This is a genomic window from Pseudoalteromonas sp. SIMBA_162 (assembly GCF_046535955.1).
In the GTDB taxonomy this organism is placed as follows: domain Bacteria; phylum Pseudomonadota; class Gammaproteobacteria; order Enterobacterales; family Alteromonadaceae; genus Pseudoalteromonas; species Pseudoalteromonas marina.
Map to the genome: position 1 here is coordinate 1 of NZ_JAWJBQ010000028.1, position 23,951 is coordinate 23,951.

Below are 23,951 nucleotides of genomic sequence, written 5' to 3' on the forward strand. Positions count from 1 at the left end.
GAACCAGGGACACGAGGATTTTCAATCCTCTGCTCTACCAACTGAGCTATCGAGGCACTTAAACAGTGCTAATTAAAAACCTTAACCGATTTTTAATGTAACTCCCAACAACATCTACTAAGTCAGCTGTCTGGGCGTGCGGCGTATTAAACGAGTTTTGCCCTTACAAGTCAACTTTTTTTTTATCCTTTACGACTGTTTGAACGGTTTTCAAGCAACTCAGTACATTTTTTATTGATAACGTACATTTTTACCACAAACCAGTCTATATATATGAAATATTATAACTAAATCAGACTAAAACCGTAGTGAATTATTTTTGGTAAATGGTACGATTAGTTCAGATACCTATGCTAATAGCTAAAGTAGCAAAAACACATCAATGGGAACATTCAATGCAGAGTAAATTCTCTTCGCCGGTAAAAGGGTTATTACCACTTTTTTTTATATTTAATATTGCAATTACCGCACTTGCTGTATTCGGTTATTCGTTCTACATCAAAAACGATACACAAACAGTTAAACCTGAGCCATCGGTAAATATTAATACACTCGCATCTACATTAAATCAGCCTATGATCGACGCGCTAACAATGTATGGCCAAGACAAGGTTAAGCAATTACTCGACTTAACATCCTCTTTAGATAATGAATTTGAATATACTCTTTATCGTTTCAGCGCGACTTCTGATACACAACTCGTTTATAGCAATAGCGAGACCGCACCTGAGTCCATCAAAATTACACAATATAATGAGAACACAGGTGTGTTGCATCATATTCTCTTACTTAACGATCAGCCGATTGGTGAGCTAATTATAAAACAAGAGTTAGCTCCACCACCATTAAGCATGCAAGACTCTCAGGTAATTGCATATGGCGTTGCAATCGCAACTGTTATTTCTTTATTTATCTTCGCGTTACTTTTTAACGTATACATTAATGGCCGTTTACGTAAAAGCACTGACTCACTCTCGCAAGAACTTCAGGCTATTACAGAGCAAGGTAACTACAATAGTAATGTTAATGAACAGCTAGATATTGGTTTAGGCTCTGTAGCACAAAGTATAAATGTACTACTTAAGCAAGTGCAAACAGCCCTTAGCGATAACGAGTCGGTACAAAAAGAACTGAAAAAACTACAAAATGGTTTAGAGTCAGAGGTGCAAAACCGCACTATTGCACTCGAGCGAGAAACCTTAAAAGCTCAAAGAGCTAGCGAAACTAAAACTACCTTTTTGGCTACTATGAGCCACGAAATCAGAACGCCTATGAATGGTGTTATTGGCACTATCGACTTGCTTCGTCAAACAGACCTTGATGGTGCTCAGCATCGCTTAAGTACTATTATTCGCGAATCAGCATTCTCACTACTGAGTATTTTGGATGATATTTTAGATTTTTCTAAAATTGAAGCCGGTAAGCTTAACATAGACCCAATCCCCTTTTCAGTGAGCGACACCCTAGAAGAAGTAACTCGCGTTTTGTCGTCGGTAGCTAAAAAACGAGAACTCGATTTAGAATTATCAATTGCGCCTGATATTCCAGTTAATCTAGTCGGTGACAGCGTACGTGTGCGCCAAGTACTTTATAATTTATGCAGCAATGCAATTAAATTCACAAGCACTGATGAAAAAACCCAAGGCCATGTGAGAATTTCGGTTGAGGTTGCGCATAACACCGCCGACCACTTTACCTTGCGCTTTTGCGTAACCGATAACGGCAAAGGGATGACACAAGCTCAGCTAAGAGACATATTTAGCCCATTTGTTCAGGCTGAGAGTTCAATAACCAGAGAGTTTGGTGGCACAGGGTTAGGGCTTTCTATTTGTAAGAGCCTAACAGAGTTAATGTTAGGTACTATCCATGTAAATAGCCATGCAGGTATTGGCAGTGAATTTACCGTTGAGCTGCCTTTTAGCACCTCTGGTAAAATAAAATATGCTCATAAAAATGCCTTAGACGGCAAACCAATTATTGTTGTAAGTAACAACCTTCAACGCGAAAAAATAATGTACCGTTATTTATCGTTTATGGGTGCAAAAGTTATTTACGCGCACACAGAAAAAGAAATTGAACAACACCAAAACACAGAGGGTGCTATTTGGGTTGCAGATGGTATTGATAATATAGACAACATCAACGCATTACTAAGGCGCTTATTGTACTCACTTGAGGATTACAATCAGCAAGTAGTCGTATTAAGCAAACTAGATGAAGCTGCCATTAATCATAAAAACATATTTTACATAAATGCGTCTCCGCTTTGTAAGTCCAACTTTATGCTTTCTATTTTGGTTGCCGCAGGCTTGCACCAACCAAAACAAATTAAAAAAGCAAAGTCGCTAAATAACTATTTAAATGTTGAGCAAGCTCGAGAATCAAATAAATTAATTTTGCTTGTTGAAGACAACCTTCTAAACCAGCAAGTTTTAACCGACCAATTGCATATATTGGGGTATGGCGTAGAGGTTGCCAACAATGGCGAAGAAGGCCTAGATATGTGGAGAAAGAACAATTTCTCACTTATTTTAACCGATCTACACATGCCAAAAATGTCGGGATACGACATGGTTGAAAAAATTCGTAACGAAGCTGAATTACTAGAAGCTATAGACGCACAACCTTACATAGTTGCAGTTACCGCTAACGCTCTCAAAGGTGAAAAAGAACGCTGTTTAGCAGTAGGTATTAATGACTTTATTACAAAGCCTATAGAACTCAATGCGCTTGAAGATACTTTAAAACGCTGGAGCAACAAGCAAGCTCCTAAGCAAGCGCTAGCTCCTCAACAAAACACTGCATTGCCAATAGATATGGATGCAGTCGCCAAATACGTAAATGGCGATAAAGCAAAACAACTTCGCTTTTTCAAAATGTATTTAGAGCAAAGTCAAAGTTTAATTAAATCAATAAATTCAGGCGTAATGGTTAACGACCTAGCAGAAATAATTGAGGGTTGTCATCAACTCAGATCTATTTCTAAAACCATTGGGGCAGAAACAGTTGGTAAGCTTGCCGGCGCATTTGAAGATAAATGCAAAGCGGGCGAACTAACAACTGATGAATTAATTGATTTACGCGACCAGTTAGAAATTGAATATTCTAAAGCGGCTCAGTTTTTAAAAGAGCAAGTTAGAAAGGCTGAGGAAGAAAACGAAGAGTTTTAGCACTTAATAGCTAAATAATTAGCAATAAAAAAGGGGCTTTTAGCCCCTTTTTTAATAAATTATTTATTTTTCTGGCGGTCTATAGCCTTCAATTTCTACGTCTTTACCTTCAAACAGAAAGCCAACCATTTGCTCTTCTAAAAATGTACGATGCTCTGGATCCATCATATTTAAATGCTTTTCGTTAATTAGCATAGTTTGTTTATGTTGCCATTGAGCAAAAGCTTCTTTAGAGATGTTATTAAAGATCTTTTCACCAAGCTCACCCGGGTAAAGTTGAAAACCAAGGCCTTCGGCTTCTTTTTGTAACTTTTGACAAAATACAGTACGTGCCATAATTAATTTCTCTTAAGCGTTAAATGCAAACAGTTTAACCTATTGGTGCAATTTGTTTAACCAACTTTTTAGTTGGTGCAGCCAAACCCACTTCTACTGATTGATCTAGCGGGTACCAAACTAGCTGCCGTTCGTTAATCACATCCGGGATTTGTTTAAGATTTAATATATGTGGGTTAATAGTCAGCTCAAAGTGAGAAAATACATGGGTAAATGGTACCAATGGTTCAAGTTCTGATTTAAAGCCATGTTGAACTAAAAAGTCATCTAGCTGTTTACGCTCAGCAAACTCAAAAAAACCAAACAATCCCCCCCAAATACCAGAGCTAGGGCGTTTTTCCATAAGGACCTTATCGTCACATTTTATAATTAGCTGATGACAGCTTTTTTTAGGCACTGCTTTTTTTGGCTTCGAATGAGGAAATTCTTTAACCTTACTAGCATTAAACGCACCGCAGCGGCTGTTTAACGGGCACGGCTCACAATCAAAGCGGCTACGTGAACATAAGCTTGCACCTAAATCCATCATAGCTTGGTTGAATTCAGTCACATTATTTTTAGGTGTTAATTGCGACGATAAATGCCAAAGCTGGTTTTCTACTTTTTTTACCCCATACCAGCCCTCCACCATAAAATAGCGTGCCAATACTCGCTTTACATTACCATCTAAAATGGGGTGATGCTGACCAAGCGACAATGACAATACAGCCCCTGCTGTAGAGCGCCCTATACCGGGCAAATCCATAACTTCCTCAAGCGTTTGAGGAAACAGCCCGTTGTATTTATCGCGAACTATCTTTGCTGTTTTATGAAGGTTTCGCGCGCGGGCGTAATAACCTAAACCAGTCCAGTGGTGAAGAACCTGATCTTCTTCGGCATTAGCCAAAGCGATAATATCAGGAAAGCTTTTCATAAATTTTTCAAAGTATGGGATCACAGTAACAACTTGAGTTTGCTGGAGCATAACCTCAGAAACCCACACTTTATAAGGTGTTTTACCCAATTGCCACGGCAGTGTTTTTCTGCCATGAAGGTGATACCAATCAACTACTTGCTTTGAAAACCAGTGAGACTGCTCTTTATTTAAGTCCAACATATTATACTTTTACTCATGCTCAATGGCGGGTCAGTCTATTGCAGTGAGTAAAAAGATCAAGCTATAGAGGCTGTAAAACCAGCTAATACTTGTGATTGAGGCCATCGTCAGGGATAATATGCAACCATTTTTAAACACATTGTTTTGTCAGGCCAATTAGATATGAGTGAATCAAGCAATACCAACCTAGAGCAAGCTAAGCAAGAAGGTAAATACATCCGTACCATTCGCAGTTTTGTAAAACGCGAAGGTCGATTAACCAAAGGCCAAGCCGCTGCAATCGAAAAATGCTGGCCAACAATGGGCTTAGAGCATAAAAACGGCATGCTTGATTTAAGCCAAGTATTCGGCAACAACAATGATGTAGTCCTAGAAATAGGCTTTGGTATGGGCAAGTCGCTTGTTGAAATGGCTAAAAATGCTCCACACCTAAACTTTATTGGTATTGAAGTACACCGCCCTGGCGTTGGTGCATGTTTAATGGATGCCGACGAAGCGGGCGTAACTAATTTACGCGTGTTTGAACACGATGCTGTAGAAGTGCTTGCTGATTGCTTAAGCGATGAAAGCCTAACTACATTGCAATTATTCTTCCCAGATCCATGGCACAAAAAGCGCCACCATAAACGCCGTATTGTGCAAACTGAATTTGCTGAAAAGCTTCGCTCAAAATTAAAAATAGGCGGTGTTTTTCATATGGCTACTGATTGGGAGAACTACGCAGAACATATGCTAGAAGTAATGCAAGCGGCTCCGGGTTATAAAAACCAATCAGAAACAAACGACTACGTACCTCGCCCTGATTTACGTCCTCTTACCAAGTTTGAGCAACGCGGCCACCGATTAGGTCACGGCGTTTGGGACTTAATGTTTGAGCGCACCAAGTAATTACACATTTATATTAATTTAACACATAGTAAGGCAAAGCCATTTATGAGCGTATTAACCAACCCAAGTTTACTGTTACTTCGAAATAGCGAGGCATTAACGGGTAAATCTATATTGGTGGTCAACTTTGTTCAAGATGGCTTTTTAGCTGAGCTTAAAACGCTGAATCCAAATAGCAAAATTACAGCGTTTAGCTATAACCATGCTAATGGTGAATTTGCTAAAAACACTCATGGCGTTGATGTGAGCGTTAACCACACCATTACCGGTAGCGACTATGACTTAGTTATTCTTTATTACCCTAAGTCAAAACCAGAATTGCTAATGGCGCTTGATAATATACGCGCGGTAATAACAAGCGATGCCGAGTTATTAGTGGTTGGCGAAAATAAGAGTGGTGTTAAATCGATTGAAAAACAATTAGCAGGCAAAGCTCAATATAGTAATAAGATTGATTCGGCTAAACACTGCGTACTTTACTCATTTTCTCAAATTGAGCTTAATGCGCAATTTGATATTAGCCATTACCATAAAACATTTACCGTTAGTATTGCCGATACATCATTTTCAGCTATCAGCGTACCTGGCGTGTTTAACCATGGCTGTTTAGACGCTGGTACCAAAATGCTACTCGAAAATGCCCCTTCAACCAAACAAGGTAAAGTACTCGACTTTGGTTGCGGTGCTGGCTTAATTGCGACCTTTCTGGGTTTAAAAAATACAGCTCTTGAATTTGTATGTAGTGACGTAAGCGCACTTGCAACCTACGCAACAACTCAAACTTTAAAGTTAAACGGGGTAACTGGTGAGGCAATTCTCAGTGATGGCCTTAAAAATATTAGTGGTAAGTTTGATTTAATAGTGAGCAACCCGCCGTTTCACACAGGAATTGCAACAGACTACAGCGTTGCTGAAACGTTTTTAGCTAACGCAAAACAACATTTAACTAAAAACGGAAAACTAACCATTGTGGCAAACAGCTTTTTAAAATATCCGCCAATTTTAGAAACACAATTTGAAACTTATCAAACTGTTTTCAAAAACAATAAATTTGCCGTTTATAGTAGTTAAATTTTTTATATTTTAAGTTGAGCATTCTGCGTGCTCAACTTAGCAATAAAATATTACCTATTATTTTTATTTTTTTGCACCACAGTGTTTCTTCTTTGCTAGACTAATAAAATAATAAAACTCAATGACTCAGGCGACACTCAAATAATGCCTAGAAAAGTTCATCAAAGCAGTATTCGTAAAGCACTCATAAATCTAATAATGCTTATAACTGCTATTTGCTTGTCATTATCGATTTCTATATCAACTTATTTAAGTGTTAAAGAACAAAAACAATTAATAGTGAGTAAGCTCGTTATTTTGGCGGAAATAGTTGCTTTTGACGCTGGAAAATCAGTTTTTGAAGATGACAGAGAAACAGAAGAGAAACGCCTTAAATACTTTGAAAAAACTCCTTTAGTTAAAAACATACATGTATATTCTATTGAGCAAGCATCTCAAAAACCTGTTTTTTTTATAAGTTTTAATGCAAAAAAAACGCCACCAGTCCCCCTCAGAATCGATAGCATTGAAGAACTAAAAACACCACGTATAACCCACGAAGATATCGAACTAATAAAGCCAATTTTTCATAATGAAAAGCTTGTTGGTCATGTATACATGCGCGGGAGTCTTGAGAGCTTAGACGATTATATAAAACAAAAAATAGTTGTAGATATCTTACTGACTTTACTGATACTTGTTGTTGTGTATTTTATCGCAATAAATGTTCAAAAAAGAATAGCTCGACCGATAGAGCGGCTTAGCATGCTATTACAAGACGTATCAAAGAATCATAACTACGATGTACGCGCACCAGTAACCGACGTAAAAGAAATATCAGCGCTTTCTAACAGTTTAAACATCATGCTTACACGCACCCAAAAACAATTGACTCGCCATGAAAAAGACAAAGAAGAAATTAAACAGCTTAACCAAGGGCTAGAAGAAAAAGTAAACCAACGAACCATAGCCCTTCGAGAGGCAAATCAAGAGTTATTATCAACCCTTGAGCGTATGCATCAGTATCAAACGCAGATTGTTGAAAATGAAAAAATGGCATCGCTTGGTCAAATGGTTGCCGGTGTTGCACATGAAGTTAACACCCCAATAGGCCTTGGTATTACAAGCTCTACTTTGCTGCGTGATAAGTTAGCCGATTTACAAATTAGCTTTGATGATAAAAAACTGACTTCAAATCAATTAAAACGCTTTATTGACGACGGTATTGAAAACCTAGATTTGATTTACCGTAACTTAAACCGTGCAGCCGACTTAATTTCAACCTTTAAAAAGGTAGCGGTTATTCAAGATGATGACGTAACTACCTACATTAATATTCATAAGTTAATAACAGATGTTTTGACATCAATAAGCTCAGAGCTTGAAGAGAAAAAACCGGTTATAAACATAAATTGTGCAACCGATTTAACCGTAGAAAGCAAGTCAGAACCATTACAACAAGTACTTATACAACTAATAACAAACTCACTACTACACGGGTTCGTTGGTAATGAAAATAATGAAATACAATTTGATGTAGAGTTAACAGGAAAAAAACTCACTATTATTTACAGCGATAACGGCCAAGGCGTAGATAAAAAAATTAAACACAGAATATTCGACCCATTTGTAACCTCAAAAAGAGGACAAGGGGCAAGTGGCTTAGGCATGCACTTAGTTTACAATTTAGTAACCCAAGCTTTAGGCGGCCATATATTAATTGATTTAGAAAAAAAACGCGGTGCGCGATTCATCATAACCATCCCTTAAAAGTGAAGTAACCAAACACATATATTTATTTGTATTCCTTGAATTACTACTTATTGACCCTATTTATGCTTCATGTGGTAAACAAGTGTAATAGTTATCGTTTATATAGCGCAATTTTTTGAACTTTATTACTTTTGCGATATCACATACATTGATGAAAGATTAGATAGTGATATAATTTAACTTTGAATTAGTCTGATTATTTAACAGCTTTGCGTAGTCAGCCGGTCCATAAATTATCAAAGTAAATGAACTTCATACGTGTATTGATCGATTTAACAGTAGTTTTTGCACGGGCTTTTTGAGCAAACTTTGAACTCTTACTGTTTTATTTTTATCCAACTTGTTTTTTCTTGTTAACAATTGGATATAATCCTATAATCTCTAGTAGTCGGATTTATACTAAATACCGATTTTTTGTAAATAAAATATTCCAAAAAGGTTAATTAATAATGCAAACGCCAGTCATTCTAATCGTAGAGGATGAAGACGTAACTCGACTAAACCTCGTTAGTTTATTTGAAGCTGAAGGTTACAAAGTTATTGAAGCCATTGATGGCGATGACATGCATGACAAGCTTACAAATAACGACGACGTTAATCTCGTAGTTATGGATATCAATCTTCCAGGCAAAAACGGCCTTATATTAGCCCGTGAATTACGCCAAAAACGCAAAGTAGGCCTTATCTTCTTAACAGGTCGTGATAACGATGTTGATCGTATTTTAGGGCTTGAAATTGGCGCTGATGATTACATTACTAAACCATTTAACCCTCGTGAATTGACTATTAGAGCGCGTAACCTTATTACGCGTACAGGCCTAAGCGATGATGAATCAGCACTTGAAACTAATGGTGTTATTACATTTAACGGTTGGGAATTAGATGAAAATAGCCGCTGTTTAACATCTCCTAATGGCGATGCTAAGCGCTTGCCTAAAGGTGAGTACAGAGCACTGAGATTAATGCTTGATTCTCCAGGTCGTATTTTTAGCCGTGAACAACTAATTAAACATATGACAGGCCGTGAGCTACGTGCAAACGACCGTACTGTTGATGTAACTATTCGCCGTATTCGTAAGCATTTTGAAAGCGATAATTCTACATCAGAGCTTATCAGCACCATTCATGGTGAAGGCTACCGCTTTATTGGTAAAATCGACAGCTAATTAGCGTTTATTCTAATTGCTGTAGAAATAAATGAAGGGCACGTTGTCCTTCATTTATTTTATCTGCCAACACCAGCAGCCACTCCTTAAGCACTTCATCACTCTCATCTATCGCACCATATTCCATTACTTTCGCATGCAGTTGAACATCGTTCAAACCAACAGAACCTGCGGCACCTTTGAGCTTGTGCGCAACCGATTTATACTCTTCCCTGTCGCCTGTATTTAATGATGTAAGCAATTCTTGTTGATATTGCGGATTTAGCTTTTCAAACAACTGACTGCTGCGCCTAAACACAACTAACCCCATAGAATTAACAAAGTCTTCTATTGTTTCAATATCTAGCAAATGCGCATCAATATTTTTAAGTGCTTCGTCGGTTACTGTTAGCTGTGGCTCGCTGCATTGAGCTTGCTTAATATCAAATAAGTCAGCAAGCATTTTATCAAGCTTTACTGTATTAATAGGTTTAGCTAAAGCGCCTTGAATAGAAATACCTTCAAGTTCTTCTTCTGCACTTCTCACATTAGCGGTTAGTGCAACAATAGGCAGGTTATCAAAGTGGCTATCAGCACGGATTTGCCTTGCAACTTCATCGCCATTTATATCGGGTAGCTGCATATCAAGTAATACTAAATCTAGGTCGTCTTCGGTATCAACAAACGAAAGTGCATCTTCGCCCGTTTCAGCCCATAGCACTTCATGTCCGCGTTGCTCCAATAAATTAGTGGCTATTTCGGCGTTAAGTGGTACGTCTTCAACGAGTAAAATGTAAAGCTCTCGGCCAACATAGCTTTGCTCTGTAGGCGCAATACATAAGCTCAGCGGTATTTGCACTGTAAAGCAACTGCCCTCACCCTCTGTACTGTTTACTGTAATACTGCCTTTCATAGCCGTGACTAGCGCTTTAGTTACCGCAAGACCAATACCTGAACCTATTGCATTAGTGCCTTGTAAATCAGGTGCTTTATAGTACATGTCAAAAATACGAGAAAGCTGCTCTTGTGGAATACCTTGCCCTGTATCTGAGATTTTAATAACTAACCATGGGCCTTCAGGGCGATTTTCACGGCTACATTCGAGTGTGACTTTGCCATGCTGGGTAAATTTCACTGCATTGTTTATAAGGTTCCAAACCACTTGGCGTAAACGAGTAGGATCAAGCAGTGCATATATATCAAGCATGCCATTTCGCTCAATATCAAACTCAAGCCCTTTTTGCTCAGTTATTAACCCTGCAAAATTCACAACATCGTTTATAAAATCAGATACATTAATAGAGTTGGCGGCAATATCGAGCTGCTCTCTGTCTATTTTATCTAAATCTATAATGTCGTTAAAAATATTACCGAGCGTTTCAGCACTTGAAAAAACCGTGTTACACCAACTGCGTTGCTGCTTATTTAGATCGGTATCGAGCAACATACGTGTTAAGCCCACAATACCGTTAAGCGGGGTACGCAACTCATGGCTTAACGTGGCTATAAATTTCCCTTTATCTTTATATGCGGTTTCAAGCGCCTCAGCCGCTTCTTTACGGCTCGTAATATCACGCCCAAAACCAAGTAAACCTATGTAGTCGCCTTCATCGTTTATAAAGGGAAGTTTTCGTAGCTCAAACCAGCGCGTTGCACCATCAACTTCATAACCTACATCGATGGTGAGTGCTTTGTGAGTTTGTTCTACCTCTTTGTCTGTGCGTAATACTTCAGATAAAAAGTCGTTTGGGAATATTTGTTCAACCGTTTTACCTATAAGCTCACGGCTTGATTTACCCATTACTTCTTCAAACATTTTATTGCAGCCAGCAAACACCCCATTGTTATCGCGGTAATAAAACAGATCGGGGGATGAATCAACAATTGAGCGTTGCAACATGCTTTGCTGAGCAAGCTCTTGCTGTGTTTTTTTACGCTCGGCAATTTCTCTACGCAGTTCTTCAATGGCGCGATGCTTAGCATGAAAAGCCATTTTACGTTCATCTATTTCAATATTAAGCCGACTAATATTATCTTTAAGTGTTTGGTTTAATAGTTTTTCTTGTTTAGTTGCGCTATCTAAGTAGGCGTAGGAAGCATCTAACTGACGAATTGAATTAATAAGTACGCTTATAATTAAAGGTGACACAACAGCTGAAAAAAATACCACGGCCAAAATATCTACAAGAAACAATTCGCCTATAGCTACGTAGTAAAACATGCTCGATAAAATAAGAGACGCTGCTAAAAATAAAGCGTAACAAATGGCAGCTGTTTTTAACTCACCAAATCGCGCTATTGAACTTGAAAGCACCCGAACCCAAGGGCTCAAAGAATAATCGGTCATACGTAGTTTTATCTCTTTGCTGTTTGCTTAAATATAAGAAAGGCAATGCTATTTGCAGATTTTAGCATTTTTCTATTCGCTATTTTCATGTTGTGCGACAAAAACAGAAAATATTCATACGCAATTTTAGCGGGCAGTAAAGTCCTCGTTTCAGCCATTGATTATTTCGTGTAAAATAATGCGCCTTATCATTGCCAATAACGAGTAACATAGCATGCAAACCAATATGCCCGATATAGCTGACACCGCTCCTGCATTACAAACAGGTAAATTAGACTGGGTTGGCATGGGTGAAATTGAACTGCCATTTATTTTTGAATCGCGTGATTTAAGCCCTGTTACTGTTAATGCCAAAGCCCGCGCATTTGTTAACTTGCACAAAGAAGACGCCAAAGGCATTCATATGTCGCGCTTATTTTTAGCGCTTGATTTACTCTCAACAGAGCAACAAGTAAATCCTCAAACAATTAGCCAAGCACTAAATACGTTTATATCTAGCCATGAAGGGTTAAGTAATAAGGCACAGATTGAGTTTAAATTTGAGCTACCACTTCGCCGTAAGTCTCTATTGAGTGGCAAAGCTGGCTGGAAAAGCTATCCAATCACACTTACAAGTACAATTGAAGATAATATCATTAGTTACGAGCTAACCGTTGATGTTACCTATTCATCAACTTGCCCTTGCTCGGCGGCTCTTGCACGCCAGCTAATACAAAACGCATTTAGCGAGAAATTTAAGCAAGACACGCTCAACCAAAAAGAGGTACTTGAGTGGCTTGGCACAACACAAGGCATTGTGGCAACTCCTCACTCGCAGCGCTCAATTGCTAACGTAAAAGTTAAACTCAATAGCAACATTAATGAGTTTGATGTAGTTAACTTAATAAATACCCTTGAAGGCGAGCTTAAAACGCCAGTGCAAGCGGCAGTAAAGCGTGAAGATGAACAAGAATTTGCCCGTTTAAATGGGCAAAATTTAATGTTCTGCGAAGATGCCGCGCGTAAAATTAAAGCAATATTAGAAACAGACGGTTACGCAGATTACTGGCTACAAATAAACCATTACGAATCGCTTCACGCTCACGACGCTGTGGCTGTTGCTGTTAAAGGTATTAATGGCGGGTATAAGGCATAAAACACCTGCGTTAACTTAAATCACCATTCGGTAAATCACATACAATATTTAGGCACGGTACTTGCTTTAACAAATCAGTGTCAATTTGTTGTTATGGAGTTACCGTATGGAATTCGCTTTATTGTCGATTTTAGTATTAGTGGTAGGTGCATCAATTGCCGCGTCAAAATTTAGTGACGACGGCGGTAATCCTTATCCTTTTAAACGTAAACAAAGTGTATTTACGCAAGTAGAAAGCGCATTTTTAAACCTGTTAGAACGCGCTATTGGCGATCAATATAAAATAGTGAGTCGAGTTAAGCTAATTGATGTGATCGACTGTAAAGAAGGTTTATCACCTAAATCAAAACGTGCCGCTATTGCTAAAGCCAAAAATAAGCAGCTTGATTTTGTGTTAATCGACAAAGAAAAAATGACCATCGTAGCAGCTGTTGATTTAGTAAATAACGCAAATAAAGATGGCCACAAAGCCCAGCGCGACTGGTTTGTAAATGGCGCCTTAGAAGCTGCAGGTATTCCACACATTCGCATGAAGGTAAAAGCAGGCTATCGTCCATCAGAAGTACGCGATGCCATTATGTTCAAACTGGGTAAACCAGCACCAACAGCACAGCGCCCATTACGTAACCGAGTTCACAAACCTGCTGTTTTATCTCCCTCACAAGCTAAAGCCCATTCAACAGCATTAGCCGAAATATAATTATCAGGTTATTTAAGTTGCATTAAAGCGAGCATTTTAAATGTCTCGCTTTTTTGTTTTTTATTGCTAACTTCACGTATAATCAAGCTATTCAAACTCAGGAATCAAACACTATGAATGTTGGTATTATTGGCGCAATGGAGCCAGAAGTTAAAATTTTGCGTGAAGCAATGCAAAACCCAGCTATTTTAACTAAAGCAGGTTTTACATTTTACACTGGTGAATTAGCGGGCTGCACAGTAACTCTTGTTCAATCAGGTATTGGTAAAGTAGCATCAAGCATTGCAACTACATTACTTATTGATAATTTTAAGCCTGATTGCGTAATTAACACCGGCTCTGCTGGCGGTTTTGATCCATCATTAAGTGTTGGCGATGTCGTCATATCGTCAGAAGTTCGTCACCACGATGTTGACGTAACTGCATTTGGTTACGAAATTGGCCAAGTACCACAAATGCCTGCAGGTTTTGCTGCACACCCTAAATTAGTTGAAGCAGCCGAGCAAACTATTGCACAAATTAGCGAAGTTAAAACGTTAGTTGGCCTTATTTGTACTGGCGATACCTTTATGTGTGATCATGTTCGTATTGATAAAGCCCGCAGCGACTTTCCTTCAATGCTTGCTGTAGAAATGGAAGGTGCGTCTATCGCGCAAACCTGTCATACGCTTGAAACTCCTTTCGTTGTTATTCGTTCAATGTCTGATATTGCTGGCAAAGAATCGCCACAGTCGTTTGAAGAATACTTAGAAACAGCATCAATCAACTCATCTAAAATGGTTGTTGCTCTGCTTGAAAAGCTAACAGCTGTAACACTGTAAATGCTTAGCAATATTGTTCAAAACCATTTGGACTTTATTGTATTTATAATAGCGCTCCTTGCTGAGCGCTTTTTACCACTCGTTAGTTGGTACCACCCAAATACCGTTTTAGTGGCCGTATTTAGCGCCATGGGCAAACGTATTTATAATAAACAAAATACAAACAGCTACCACTATTTAGCAGCCATACTTGCAAGCGTGCTGGTGCTCAGTGTTATTTTATTAATTGTTACCTTGCTACTTGAATTTGCATTTTACCCAGAGCTACTTGCGGGCCTTATTTTATACCTTTGCCTTGAAAGCCAAAGCCTCAATAAAAAAGCCCTTCGTATTGCAAAGCTCACTAAACAAAACCAAAAGTCAGCCGCACGCGAGCTATTAAAACCACTGCTTGCTCGTGAAGTCAGCAAGCTTTCAACCACAGGAATTATTAAAGCCCTCATTGAAAGCTTAATACTTCGTACTGCTCGTTATTACTTTGTGGTTATATTTGTTTTTTTACTTTTAGGGCCAGTTGCAGCACTTGGTTACCGACTACTTACCTTAATGCAGCAAGCATGGCGTGGTGATATTTCACCAAACAGCGAATTTTTAAGACCATTAAAGCTTGTTTTATTTGTTATTGAGTATATCCCGGTGCGTTTACTTACACTCACAATTGCTGCGAGTAAGGCCACAAAACAAAGTGTTCACTACATAAAACACTATGGCCAACACTTCTATCAAACAAATACAGGCTGGTTACTCAGTGCATGCTCTGCATCACTTGGCGTGCAACTAGGTGGACCCGCTATGTACTTTAATAAACGGCATAACAAAATGCGAGTTGGTACAGATAGGCTACCTAATGCTGACGATGTACCAGCCGTATTAAATCGGCTTAATCAGGCGCGCGCCTTTTGGGTACTCGTTATTGTGTGTATTGAAATTCTAAAGAGCATTTGAGCTCTACTTAGTAAAAATTATGCATGAAAAAAGCCAGTCAGCTATTAACTGACTGGCATTAAGCCTAAGCTATTTTTTATTACCCGTGCTTTTAAGCTACGGTAATGTTTGCAAACTTGCGTTTACCTACTTGATAAATAGCGGTTGTGCCTTTTGCTATTTCTAGTTTGGTATCAGTGATTTTTTCTTCACCGTTCAGTTTAACTGCACCTTGTTTTATCATGCGCATCGCTTCTGATGTGCTTGCAACTAAATTAGCTTCTTTTAATAAGTTAGCGATTAAAATAGTGTCTTCTGCAATGGTTACTGTCAGCTCAGGAATTTCATCTGGCAGCGCTTTTTTCTGAAAGCGTTGAATAAAATCGTTGTGCGCAGCTTGTGCATCTTCTTCACTATGAAAACGTGCAATTAGCTCTTTAGCAAGTTCAATTTTGATATCGCGCGGGTTAGTCCCCTGCTCTACACGTTCTTTTTGTGCTGCTATTTGCTCAATCGAAAGGCCACTTAGTAAATCGTAGTAGCGCCACATTAATACATCACTAATCGACATAACTTTACCAAACATGTCATTTGGTGCATCAGTAATACCAATATAGTTACCTAAAGATTTAGACATTTTTTGAACGCCGTCAGTACCTTCAAGTAATGGCATCATTAAAACAGTTTGTGGCTTTTGGCCCTCAACTTTTTGAAGCTCGCGCCCCATTAGTAAGTTAAAGCGCTGATCGGTACCACCCAGTTCTACGTCAGATTCTAATGCAACCGAATCCCAACCTTGCACTAACGGGTATAAAAATTCATGTATTGCAATTGGCTGCCCGCCATTGTAACGCTTCTTAAAGTCATCACGTTCAAGCATACGCGCAACTGTTTGGTTTGCAGCTAATTTAATCATGCCTGCAGCACCCAGCTTTTCCATCCACGTTGAATTAAAAGCAACGGTTGTTTTTGCCGGATCTAGAATTTTGAAAACTTGTTCTTTATACGTTTCGGCATTGGCAAGAACATCTTCGCGGGTAAGCGGTTTACGCGTCACATTTTTACCGGTTGGATCACCAATCATTCCTGTAAAATCACCAATTAAGAAAATAACTTCATGACCTAAGTCTTGAAAAGTTTTCATTTTATTAATTAGTACTGTGTGCCCTAAGTGTAAATCTGGCGCTGTTGGATCGAAACCCGCTTTGATTTTTAACTTTTTGCCCGACTTTAGTTTTTCAACTAACTCGTCTTCAATTAATATTTCTTCTGCACCGCGTTTTATCTCTGCAAGAGCGGTTTGTAAATCCACAGTCTATTACTCCAAAATTCTGCCAACAAAGAGGGCTACTAGTTGTTTTGTATAACCTTAGTTTAACAAGGGCTAAATCAAACTTATATGTGCAACTAACATAACAAATTTCTACCTAATTAAAACAACTTTTTAAGTGATTAATGCAACTAAATAAAATGCGCACAGTCTGAGATAAATTAAGCGCTAAAAAGGCATATAAAGCCCGATTTTAGCGTAATTCAGCGCGATTTAAAATCTACAAAGCACTGGTATTCGCACAATATTAGGTATATCCTGCAATATTATGTATTTATTATCTTGACAGCAGAAAAAGGCACGTTATGGTTCACGTGGTTAATACCCTCCCCAAAAAACACAAATTGCTTATCTTATGTTTGGTTTCTGCTATTGCCGCTTTAACGTTTCTTCCATCTGAGAAAGCAACAGCGTCCAAAGACAACAATGCAAATGCATTAGAGATTGGCAAACGCTACGAGCTTCAAGTTAAAGTCGATGACAACGAAAAACTTACCGAGTTAAACTCAGAGCAAGCAGCAGAAAAGCTTCCAGAGTATGATTTAGTCGACCACAAAGTAAAAACGGGTGACAACTTAGCAATTATATTTAAACGCGCGGGCTTTTCAGCGCAAACGCTTCATAAACTAATCAACACAAACGCAGAAACCCGCAAGCTAACTAAAATTCACCCAGGCGAAGTACTGAGCTTTGCAACAGGTAAAGACGGCGCACTTGAACAATTGCGTTACGTTATTTCTAAAACAGATACGCTGTATGTAACCTTAGACGACGAAGGTAACTACAATACAGCGATAGATAGTAAAGAAATAGAAACCCTGACCAAAACAGCTGGCGGCGAAATTTCTAGCAACTTTTGGACTTCTGCAATTGCAGCGGGTTTAAGCGAACGCCAAATTATGAACTTTGCTGACATTTTTGGCTGGGATGTGGATTTTGCTAACGACATTCGTAAAAACGATCAATTTGGCTTAATTTACGAGTCTCACTATGTTGAAGGCGAATTTATAGGTACTGGTAAAATTATAGCGGCTGAGTTCATTAATCAAGGACAGCGCTTTACAGCAATTAGACATACTGATGGAAACTTCTACACCCCAGAAGGCCGCAGTATGAAAAAAGCATTTTTACGTGCCCCCGTTAATTTTAAGTATATTAGCTCGAGTTTTAATCCACGTCGCTTACACCCCGTTACTGGGCAAGTAAAAGCACACCGTGGTATTGATTACGCTGCACGAACTGGTACCCCCGTTGTTGCATCTGGTAATGGTAAGGTTGTTAAGGCAGGTTACAGCAAGTACAACGGCAACTATGTATTTATTAGCCATGGCACACAGTATGTCACTAAGTATTTACACCTTAATAAAAAGCTTGTTAGAACAGGTCAAAAGGTTAAACAGGGTGATAAAATTGGTACTGTAGGTGCTACAGGTCGAGTAACTGGCGCGCATCTACATTATGAGTTTTTGGTTAACGGTGTTCACCGTAATCCTAAAACAGTTAAATTACCAAAGTCAGAGCCTTTACCACGCTCTGAGCTTGCTAAGTTTAAACCTATTGCTGATAACTTTATTGCTCAGTTAGAGCGTAACCGCGAGTTACAACTGGCACTTAAGTAATCAGGCTATCACTGTATTAAAAAGCCCTTGCAGGTTTAACCTGCAAGGGCTTTTTTGTGCTTTTTGTTTATTAACAATAGTTAGCTCACACAGGGTGCTCTATATTAAAGGCTTCTAATCTTAATTTTCCTGCAATAGCGATACATGCCTAATTCATTAACACATAAATAAGCTGAATAACTAAAGACCCCATCACTAATGGCCAAATATACTTGCTGTATTTTGTCGCCCCTTCCAGCCCCATTTTGCTTTGATACTTTTCAAGTAATGGGATCAGTATTGCCAATGCTACAAATAAACAAACTAAAATAATAATTACATTCATTGGAAAGCCTTTTTATGGTACTTCGCAGCCTTTAGCGCTTTCGTATAAGGCATACCAATGCTCTCGGCTTAAATGGACATTTATAGCCTCACACGATGCCTTAATACGCTTAGCGTTAGTAGTGCCAATAATGGGTTGAATCGACGCTGGGTGGCGCAGTAGCCATGCAAGTACAATAGCCTCTGCAGAGGTACCATAAATTGCAGCAAGTTTATTTACTAAAATACTAGTATTGATATCGGCTTGCGACGCATTTGATAAATCACCGCCGGTATACAAACCTTGGCACAAGCTCCCCCAACTTTGTATTTGAATGTCAAAGCTGCGGCAATATTCAATGTTACCAGGCGTAAAGTTAATGTCATTCCCGTCGCTATTGCCAGCATACAAGCCTTCATCTATAAATTGATGTTTTTGTAAGCTGGCCTCTATTTGGTTAGCTACAATAGGCATATCAAGAGCATGCTGCAAAAAGTTCATTTGGTGTTGCTGCATGTTTGATACGGCAAAATGTTTTACTTTACCACTTTCTTTTAAACAGCTAAATACACGTGCAACTTCATCAACTTCCATTAAAGGATCTGGGCGATGTAACATGAGTACATCAAGGTATTGCGTATTTAATCGCTTAAGTGAGTTTTCTACAGACTGTTCAATCCAATCGGCTGAAAAGTCATATCGCTTAGGCCCTTTGTCATCAGCAAACTTTATACCGCATTTAGACTGAATGTATATGTGCTCTCTAAGCTCTGGGCGCTCACTGAGTGCTTGACCAAATACCTGCTCTGCTTTGCCAAAAGTGTATATATCTGCGTGATCAAAAAAATTAATACCGCCTTCAATCGCGTTATCAATGCACTCGTGGGTTTGTTTAAGGTGTATGCTGGTAATCGGGTCTTTATTCCAACCGCCTCCCAACCCCATACATCCAAATACAAGTTTACTAACATTAGGTAAGTAGTGAGCTAATGGAGTGTGAAGCATAATGACTATCCTTAAAATTGCGAAGAGCCACCACTTTAAACAAAAACTTCAAAACAAGAAACCATTAACGAACAGAAGTTTCAGACAAAAAAAAGCGCAGTAAACTGCGCTCAATGGTTGGTTGAAATCTAAAATCAATTTAGCCAACAAGTGCCAACAAAATACCTGCGGCAACAGCACTGCCTAAAACGCCCGCCACATTAGGGCCCATTGCGTGCATAAGTAAAAAGTTATGTGGGTTATTTTCAAGCCCTACTTTATTAACTACACGCGCAGCCATAGGAACGGCTGACACACCAGCGGCACCAATTAACGGGTTGATAGGTGTTTTAGATATTTTATTTAAGCCTTTAGCCATAAACACACCTGATGCTGTACCAATACCAAAAGCAAGCGCACCCAGCACTAAAATACCAATAGTCTCTACTGTCAAAAAGTCATCTGCAGCGAGCTTAGAGCCAACCGCCAATCCTAAAAATATAGTTGTTATATTGATAATTTCGTTTTGCGCACTGTTACTTAAGCGGTCAACAACACCCGACTCACGCATTAAGTTACCCAAACAGAACATACCTACTAGCGGTATTGCCGCTGGTAAAAACATGGCAGTTGCAGTAAGTACCATAAGTGGAAAAATAATTTTTTCCTTTTTAGATACTTTACGTAGCTCAGGCATTTTAATTTGGCGCTCTTCTGGTGTTGTGAGTGCACGCATAATAGGAGGCTGAATAATTGGAACTAGCGCCATGTATGAATAAGCAGCTACCGCAATGGCACCTAATAAATCAGGCGCTAATTTTGAGGCTAAAAATATTGCCGTTGGACCATCAGCGCCACCAATAATAGCAATAGCCGATGCATCTTGAAGGGTAAACTCAAAACCCGGAATAAAGTTGAGTAGAATAGCGCCAAATAAGGTCGCAAAAATACCAAACTGAGCCGCAGCTCCCAGCAATAACATACGAGGGTTTGCTATTAATGCACTAAAGTCAGTTAGTGCACCAACCCCCATAAATATTAATAGTGGAAAAATACCGGTATCTATACCCACATAGTAAACTGAGTACAAAAGCCCACCAGGGTCTGATAGTCCAGCAACCGGAATATTAGTTAATATCGCGCCAAAGCCAATTGGTAATAAAAGCAGTGGCTCAAAGTTTTTAGATATCGCTAAAAACAATAACAAACAGCCTACTGCAATCATTATCAAGCCAGGAAACGTAAAGTTAGCAAGGCCAGTAGCCTGCCAAAGGTTTAAAAGACCTTCCATTTACATTTACTCCTTAAGCCAGCGCAATAATTGCGTCGCCCGTGGTCACTGAGTCACCCTCAGACACAAGCACTTCAGCAATGGTACCAGTATGCATTGCGCGAACCTCAGTCTCCATTTTCATGGCTTCCATAATCACAACAACATCACCTTCGTTTACAACTTGGCCGGCTTTTACTTTTATTTTAAAAATATTACCTGCTAAAGGTGCATTTAACGTTTCACCCGAAGCCACCGAAGCAGACTGAGGTAAGTGCTCAGAATCTTTTAACGTTACCTCTTTAAGCTCACCGCCTTGCGCTACTACAACGTCGTAAACCTTACCGTCTACCTTAACGCTATATTGCTCAGCCTTAACACTGTTACCTTTGGCTGACACCTTAGCTGGTGACTTACTTGAATTATCTTCTACGCTAGGGACTGGTTCGAACGCATCTGGGTTGTTACGGTTTTTGATAAACTTCAAACCAACCTGCGGGAACAGTGCATAAGTAAGTACGTCGTCAATTTTATCATCAGCGAGTGTTAAACCTTGTTCTTGCGCTTCTTTTAATAGCTCAGCTTCAAGCGTTTCAAGTTCAGGCGCAATATTGTCAGCTGGGCGACACGTAATAACGTCGCTACCATCAAGTACTCGCTCTTGTAGCTCTTTATTCATTGGAGCTGGAGTTAAACCGTACTCACCTTTTAATACACCTGCGGTTTCTTTTGTGATTGTTTTGTAACGCTCACCGGTTAATACGTTAAGTACTGCCTGCGTACCTACAATTTGCGACGTTGGCGTAACAAGTGGAATAAAGCCTAAATCTTCGCGTACACGCGGTATTTCAAGTAGTACTTCGTTAAGCTTATCAGCGGCACCTTGCTCTTTAAGTTGGTTTTCCATGTTAGTTAACATGCCACCAGGTACTTGAGCCAATAAGATTCGTCCATCAACCCCTTTAAGGCTACCTTCGAATGCAGCGTATTTTTTACGTACATCTCTAAAGTAAGTAGCAATTTCTTCAAGTTGGTTTAAATCGAGTTCGGTATCGCGTGCGGTACCTTCAACAATCGCTACAATTGTTTCTGTTGCTGAGTGACCGTAAGTCATACTCATAGAAGAAATAGCGGTATCAAGCATATCAATACCGGCATCAATAGCTTTTTGATATGTAGCGGTGCTTAAACCTGTTGTAGCATGGCACTGCATGGCAATTGGAATAGACACCGTTTCTTTAAGCGCTTTTATAAGCTCTTCTGCATCGTACGGTTTTAATAAACCCGCCATATCTTTAATACAAATTGAATGACAGCCAAGCTCTTCTAGTTGCTTAGCTAAAGTTAACCACATATCAAGTGTATGAACAGGGCTTACCGTGTACGAAATAGTACCTTGAGCATGAGCACCTACTTTTACAGCCGCTTTAATCGCAGTTTCTAAGTTACGCACATCATTCATTGCATCAAAAATACGAAAAACATCAACACCGTTTTTGTGTGCGCGCTCAACAAACTTTTCAACAACATCGTCAGCATAATGGCGGTAACCTAATAAGTTTTGACCGCGTAATAGCATTTGCTGCTTAGTATTTGGCATCGCTTTTTTAAGCGCACGAATACGCTCCCACGGATCTTCACCTAAATAACGAATACAAGAATCAAAGGTCGCACCGCCCCACGATTCAATTGACCAGTAACCTGCATCATCTAATTTACTTGCAATCGGTAGCATGTCATCTAAGCGCATACGCGTGGCAAGTAATGACTGATGCGCATCACGAAGAACCAATTCTGTTAATTTTAATTTAGCCATGTGTGTGCCCCTTATTTGTTATTTGATTTGTACTGAGCAATGGCAGCACTAATAGCAGCGATGTGCTCATTTGGCACACCTTGAGATTTAAACGATGGTGACTTAACTGGAGTCGCAACTTCAGCAGGGCTAAAACGCGCCACTAAGTTAGACATTATTGTAACTGCGCCAATTAATATCGAAAGAAAGACAAACACTCCAACCATACCTGTTAGCATTAAGCTACCAGCGGTTGTAAGTACAGCACCTATATCCATTTTTCTCCCCTTGAAACCCATATCGAAAATAAAAAGTCGATTTAGTTAAATATTTATTCACTAGATAATAACAAAACAAATATCTTTGTCTAGCCATTGTAAATTGGTAAAACCAATTAAAATAAAAATAACATATAACCAAATTTATTAACCACAGTAAAAACCCTTACTCATCAACACCCCATAATACACACAAAAAATACTCACTATATTTTTAAGCTATGGCTGAATTTCTAACAAAGCCGAATTCCCCGTACTTTACTGAACCTAAAATCACTCATAATATGTAGAAAAAAACAAACTTGTTAATTGGTCTTACCAAGAAGGGCTTTTTTAAGCACCCTTTAATTGCAACCTACACTTGTGTGTGAATAAGTTACACAACCCAACGTAAAAGTTACCAATCAAGCAAACTCAAAAACACAGAGAAAAAACATAAACAACTGATATTAAACAAAAATATATCATGGCACGCAACTAGCATTAACTATTGTGTACAAATTTGATAACCAAGGAGAAAACAATGTTACGCTGGACAATCACATTTTTAGTTATTGCTTTAATCGCTGCAGTGTTAGGTTTTGGTGGCATCGCGGGTGCCGCAGCTGGTATAGCAAAAATTATATTCTTTATTTTTATAGTACTTTTAGTTATTTCGTTAGTTTCAGGTGCGCTGCGTGGTAAATCGCCCAGGTAGGCATATACTCAACTAACACTACAATTTTATTTATTTACAAGGAATTACATTATGAACTCTACAACTTTAAAAACAGCACTAATTGGTCTTTTCGCAAGTTTTTTCATCATGGGTTGCCAAGATAACAACGCAGAAGAAGCCGGTGAACGTATTGATGAAGTAGTAACAGATGTACAAAACTCTGTTGAAGATACGTGTGAAGAAGTAAAAGAAGGCGTAAACGCTGAAGAAACTAACTGTTAATAGTTAGTATATTAAAAAAACGGCCACTTGGCCGTTTTTTTGT

21 protein-coding genes are annotated in these 23,951 nt (G+C 38.9%); 12 read left to right on the top strand and 9 right to left on the bottom strand.

Translation table 11 applies throughout. The features are described from left to right. Positions 1 to 395 precede the first annotated feature (395 nt). A complete protein-coding gene (locus R0J88_RS16570) occupies positions 396 to 3,170 on the top strand; it encodes an ATP-binding protein (RefSeq protein ID WP_410900477.1) in 2,775 nt (924 codons plus the stop codon). A 63-nt stretch (positions 3,171 to 3,233) separates the two neighbouring features. Here the strand turns inward: R0J88_RS16570 and R0J88_RS16575 are convergent, their stop codons facing one another. Then, on the bottom strand, positions 3,234 to 3,506 hold the full coding sequence (locus R0J88_RS16575) for an oxidative damage protection protein (protein ID WP_006794326.1): 273 nt from the start codon (positions 3,504 to 3,506) through the stop codon (positions 3,234 to 3,236). A 34-nt stretch (positions 3,507 to 3,540) separates the two neighbouring features. Beyond that, a complete protein-coding gene (gene mutY / locus R0J88_RS16580; RefSeq protein WP_271480728.1) occupies positions 3,541 to 4,602 on the bottom strand; it encodes an A/G-specific adenine glycosylase in 1,062 nt (353 codons plus the stop codon). A gap of 162 nt (positions 4,603 to 4,764) precedes the next feature. Here mutY and trmB point away from each other — a divergent pair, with 162 nt between their 5' ends. The 4 genes from trmB to arcA all read left to right on the top strand — a co-directional run bounded on the left by trmB (position 4,765) and on the right by arcA (position 9,482). Continuing rightward, complete coding sequence (gene trmB / locus R0J88_RS16585) at positions 4,765 to 5,490, top strand: tRNA (guanosine(46)-N7)-methyltransferase TrmB (protein WP_006794328.1); 726 nt, start codon at positions 4,765 to 4,767, stop codon at positions 5,488 to 5,490. Between the two features lie 45 nt (positions 5,491 to 5,535). Then, positions 5,536 to 6,561 carry a methyltransferase gene (locus tag R0J88_RS16590; protein ID WP_010556530.1) on the top strand — a complete coding sequence of 342 codons (1,026 nt, stop codon included), beginning with the start codon at positions 5,536 to 5,538 and terminating at the stop codon, positions 6,559 to 6,561. Positions 6,562 to 6,708: 147 nt separating this feature from the next. Then, complete coding sequence (locus tag R0J88_RS16595) at positions 6,709 to 8,313, top strand: sensor histidine kinase (RefSeq protein WP_243531587.1); 1,605 nt, start codon at positions 6,709 to 6,711, stop codon at positions 8,311 to 8,313. 452 nt (positions 8,314 to 8,765) lie between these two features. Next, positions 8,766 to 9,482 carry a two-component system response regulator ArcA gene (gene arcA / locus R0J88_RS16600; RefSeq protein WP_006794331.1) on the top strand — a complete coding sequence of 239 codons (717 nt, stop codon included), beginning with the start codon at positions 8,766 to 8,768 and terminating at the stop codon, positions 9,480 to 9,482. 7 nt (positions 9,483 to 9,489) lie between these two features. Here arcA and arcB read toward each other — a convergent pair whose 3' ends face one another. Then, positions 9,490 to 11,808: an aerobic respiration two-component sensor histidine kinase ArcB gene (gene arcB / locus R0J88_RS16605; protein ID WP_410900478.1), complete on the bottom strand. Its 2,319-nt coding sequence runs from the start codon at positions 11,806 to 11,808 to the stop codon at positions 9,490 to 9,492. Positions 11,809 to 12,022: 214 nt separating this feature from the next. On the opposite strand from arcB, the gene folE2 reads away from it, so the two are divergent. From folE2 to R0J88_RS16625, 4 genes are all read left to right on the top strand, one after another. Next, positions 12,023 to 12,943 carry a GTP cyclohydrolase FolE2 gene (gene folE2, locus R0J88_RS16610; protein WP_138740273.1) on the top strand — a complete coding sequence of 307 codons (921 nt, stop codon included), beginning with the start codon at positions 12,023 to 12,025 and terminating at the stop codon, positions 12,941 to 12,943. A 106-nt stretch (positions 12,944 to 13,049) separates the two neighbouring features. Continuing rightward, positions 13,050 to 13,643, top strand: coding sequence for a DUF2726 domain-containing protein (locus tag R0J88_RS16615; protein ID WP_006794335.1), 594 nt, complete (start codon positions 13,050 to 13,052; stop codon positions 13,641 to 13,643). Positions 13,644 to 13,756: 113 nt separating this feature from the next. After that, on the top strand, positions 13,757 to 14,464 hold the full coding sequence (mtnN, locus tag R0J88_RS16620) for a 5'-methylthioadenosine/S-adenosylhomocysteine nucleosidase (RefSeq protein ID WP_410900479.1): 708 nt from the start codon (positions 13,757 to 13,759) through the stop codon (positions 14,462 to 14,464). Next, a complete protein-coding gene (locus R0J88_RS16625; RefSeq protein WP_010556535.1) occupies positions 14,465 to 15,409 on the top strand; it encodes a cobalamin biosynthesis protein in 945 nt (314 codons plus the stop codon). It begins immediately after the preceding gene. 91 nt (positions 15,410 to 15,500) lie between these two features. Here the strand turns inward: R0J88_RS16625 and tyrS are convergent, their stop codons facing one another. Further along, positions 15,501 to 16,700 carry a tyrosine--tRNA ligase gene (gene tyrS, locus R0J88_RS16630; protein ID WP_006794338.1) on the bottom strand — a complete coding sequence of 400 codons (1,200 nt, stop codon included), beginning with the start codon at positions 16,698 to 16,700 and terminating at the stop codon, positions 15,501 to 15,503. A 323-nt stretch (positions 16,701 to 17,023) separates the two neighbouring features. Here tyrS and R0J88_RS16635 point away from each other — a divergent pair, with 323 nt between their 5' ends. Next, complete coding sequence (locus tag R0J88_RS16635) at positions 17,024 to 18,337, top strand: peptidoglycan DD-metalloendopeptidase family protein (RefSeq protein WP_010556536.1); 1,314 nt, start codon at positions 17,024 to 17,026, stop codon at positions 18,335 to 18,337. Between the two features lie 148 nt (positions 18,338 to 18,485). Here the strand turns inward: R0J88_RS16635 and R0J88_RS16640 are convergent, their stop codons facing one another. From R0J88_RS16640 to R0J88_RS16660, 5 genes are all read right to left on the bottom strand, one after another. Continuing rightward, positions 18,486 to 18,662, bottom strand: coding sequence for a hypothetical protein (locus tag R0J88_RS16640; protein WP_170865578.1), 177 nt, complete (start codon positions 18,660 to 18,662; stop codon positions 18,486 to 18,488). 12 nt (positions 18,663 to 18,674) lie between these two features. Further along, the gene (locus tag R0J88_RS16645; protein ID WP_410900480.1) at positions 18,675 to 19,646 is read right to left on the bottom strand and encodes an aldo/keto reductase family oxidoreductase; all 972 of its coding nucleotides are present in this window, start codon (positions 19,644 to 19,646) and stop codon (positions 18,675 to 18,677) included. A gap of 139 nt (positions 19,647 to 19,785) precedes the next feature. After that, positions 19,786 to 20,916, bottom strand: coding sequence for a sodium ion-translocating decarboxylase subunit beta (locus R0J88_RS16650; protein ID WP_010556538.1), 1,131 nt, complete (start codon positions 20,914 to 20,916; stop codon positions 19,786 to 19,788). Between the two features lie 13 nt (positions 20,917 to 20,929). Further along, on the bottom strand, positions 20,930 to 22,711 hold the full coding sequence (gene oadA / locus R0J88_RS16655) for a sodium-extruding oxaloacetate decarboxylase subunit alpha (protein WP_410900481.1): 1,782 nt from the start codon (positions 22,709 to 22,711) through the stop codon (positions 20,930 to 20,932). An 11-nt stretch (positions 22,712 to 22,722) separates the two neighbouring features. After that, positions 22,723 to 22,968, bottom strand: a complete 246-nt coding sequence (locus R0J88_RS16660; RefSeq protein ID WP_058404828.1) for an OadG family protein — start codon at positions 22,966 to 22,968, stop codon at positions 22,723 to 22,725. A 523-nt stretch (positions 22,969 to 23,491) separates the two neighbouring features. On the opposite strand from R0J88_RS16660, the gene R0J88_RS16665 reads away from it, so the two are divergent. After that, the gene (locus R0J88_RS16665) at positions 23,492 to 23,665 is read left to right on the top strand and encodes a DUF1328 family protein (RefSeq protein ID WP_006794345.1); all 174 of its coding nucleotides are present in this window, start codon (positions 23,492 to 23,494) and stop codon (positions 23,663 to 23,665) included. 51 nt (positions 23,666 to 23,716) lie between these two features. Further along, entirely contained in the window at positions 23,717 to 23,908 is a 192-nt protein-coding gene (locus R0J88_RS16670) for a hypothetical protein (RefSeq protein ID WP_410900482.1), read from the top strand. Positions 23,909 to 23,951: the final 43 nt, after the last annotated feature.

What these genes read in the sequence shown, in the direction of transcription:
- R0J88_RS16570 (WP_410900477.1), top strand. Translation starts at nt 396, where the DNA reads ATGCAGAGTAAATTCTCTTCGCCGGTAAAAGGGTTATTACCACTTTTT.
- R0J88_RS16575 (WP_006794326.1), bottom strand. Translation starts at nt 3,506, where the DNA reads ATGGCACGTACTGTATTTTGTCAAAAGTTACAAAAAGAAGCCGAAGGC.
- mutY (WP_271480728.1), bottom strand. Translation starts at nt 4,602, where the DNA reads ATGTTGGACTTAAATAAAGAGCAGTCTCACTGGTTTTCAAAGCAAGTA.
- trmB (WP_006794328.1), top strand. Translation starts at nt 4,765, where the DNA reads ATGAGTGAATCAAGCAATACCAACCTAGAGCAAGCTAAGCAAGAAGGT.
- R0J88_RS16590 (WP_010556530.1), top strand. Translation starts at nt 5,536, where the DNA reads ATGAGCGTATTAACCAACCCAAGTTTACTGTTACTTCGAAATAGCGAG.
- R0J88_RS16595 (WP_243531587.1), top strand. Translation starts at nt 6,709, where the DNA reads ATGCCTAGAAAAGTTCATCAAAGCAGTATTCGTAAAGCACTCATAAAT.
- arcA (WP_006794331.1), top strand. Translation starts at nt 8,766, where the DNA reads ATGCAAACGCCAGTCATTCTAATCGTAGAGGATGAAGACGTAACTCGA.
- arcB (WP_410900478.1), bottom strand. Translation starts at nt 11,808, where the DNA reads ATGACCGATTATTCTTTGAGCCCTTGGGTTCGGGTGCTTTCAAGTTCA.
- folE2 (WP_138740273.1), top strand. Translation starts at nt 12,023, where the DNA reads ATGCAAACCAATATGCCCGATATAGCTGACACCGCTCCTGCATTACAA.
- R0J88_RS16615 (WP_006794335.1), top strand. Translation starts at nt 13,050, where the DNA reads ATGGAATTCGCTTTATTGTCGATTTTAGTATTAGTGGTAGGTGCATCA.
- mtnN (WP_410900479.1), top strand. Translation starts at nt 13,757, where the DNA reads ATGAATGTTGGTATTATTGGCGCAATGGAGCCAGAAGTTAAAATTTTG.
- R0J88_RS16625 (WP_010556535.1), top strand. Translation starts at nt 14,465, where the DNA reads ATGCTTAGCAATATTGTTCAAAACCATTTGGACTTTATTGTATTTATA.
- R0J88_RS16635 (WP_010556536.1), top strand. Translation starts at nt 17,024, where the DNA reads ATGGTTCACGTGGTTAATACCCTCCCCAAAAAACACAAATTGCTTATC.
- R0J88_RS16640 (WP_170865578.1), bottom strand. Translation starts at nt 18,662, where the DNA reads ATGAATGTAATTATTATTTTAGTTTGTTTATTTGTAGCATTGGCAATA.
- R0J88_RS16645 (WP_410900480.1), bottom strand. Translation starts at nt 19,646, where the DNA reads ATGCTTCACACTCCATTAGCTCACTACTTACCTAATGTTAGTAAACTT.
- R0J88_RS16650 (WP_010556538.1), bottom strand. Translation starts at nt 20,916, where the DNA reads ATGGAAGGTCTTTTAAACCTTTGGCAGGCTACTGGCCTTGCTAACTTT.
- oadA (WP_410900481.1), bottom strand. Translation starts at nt 22,711, where the DNA reads ATGGCTAAATTAAAATTAACAGAATTGGTTCTTCGTGATGCGCATCAG.
- R0J88_RS16660 (WP_058404828.1), bottom strand. Translation starts at nt 22,968, where the DNA reads ATGGATATAGGTGCTGTACTTACAACCGCTGGTAGCTTAATGCTAACA.
- R0J88_RS16665 (WP_006794345.1), top strand. Translation starts at nt 23,492, where the DNA reads ATGTTACGCTGGACAATCACATTTTTAGTTATTGCTTTAATCGCTGCA.
- R0J88_RS16670 (WP_410900482.1), top strand. Translation starts at nt 23,717, where the DNA reads ATGAACTCTACAACTTTAAAAACAGCACTAATTGGTCTTTTCGCAAGT.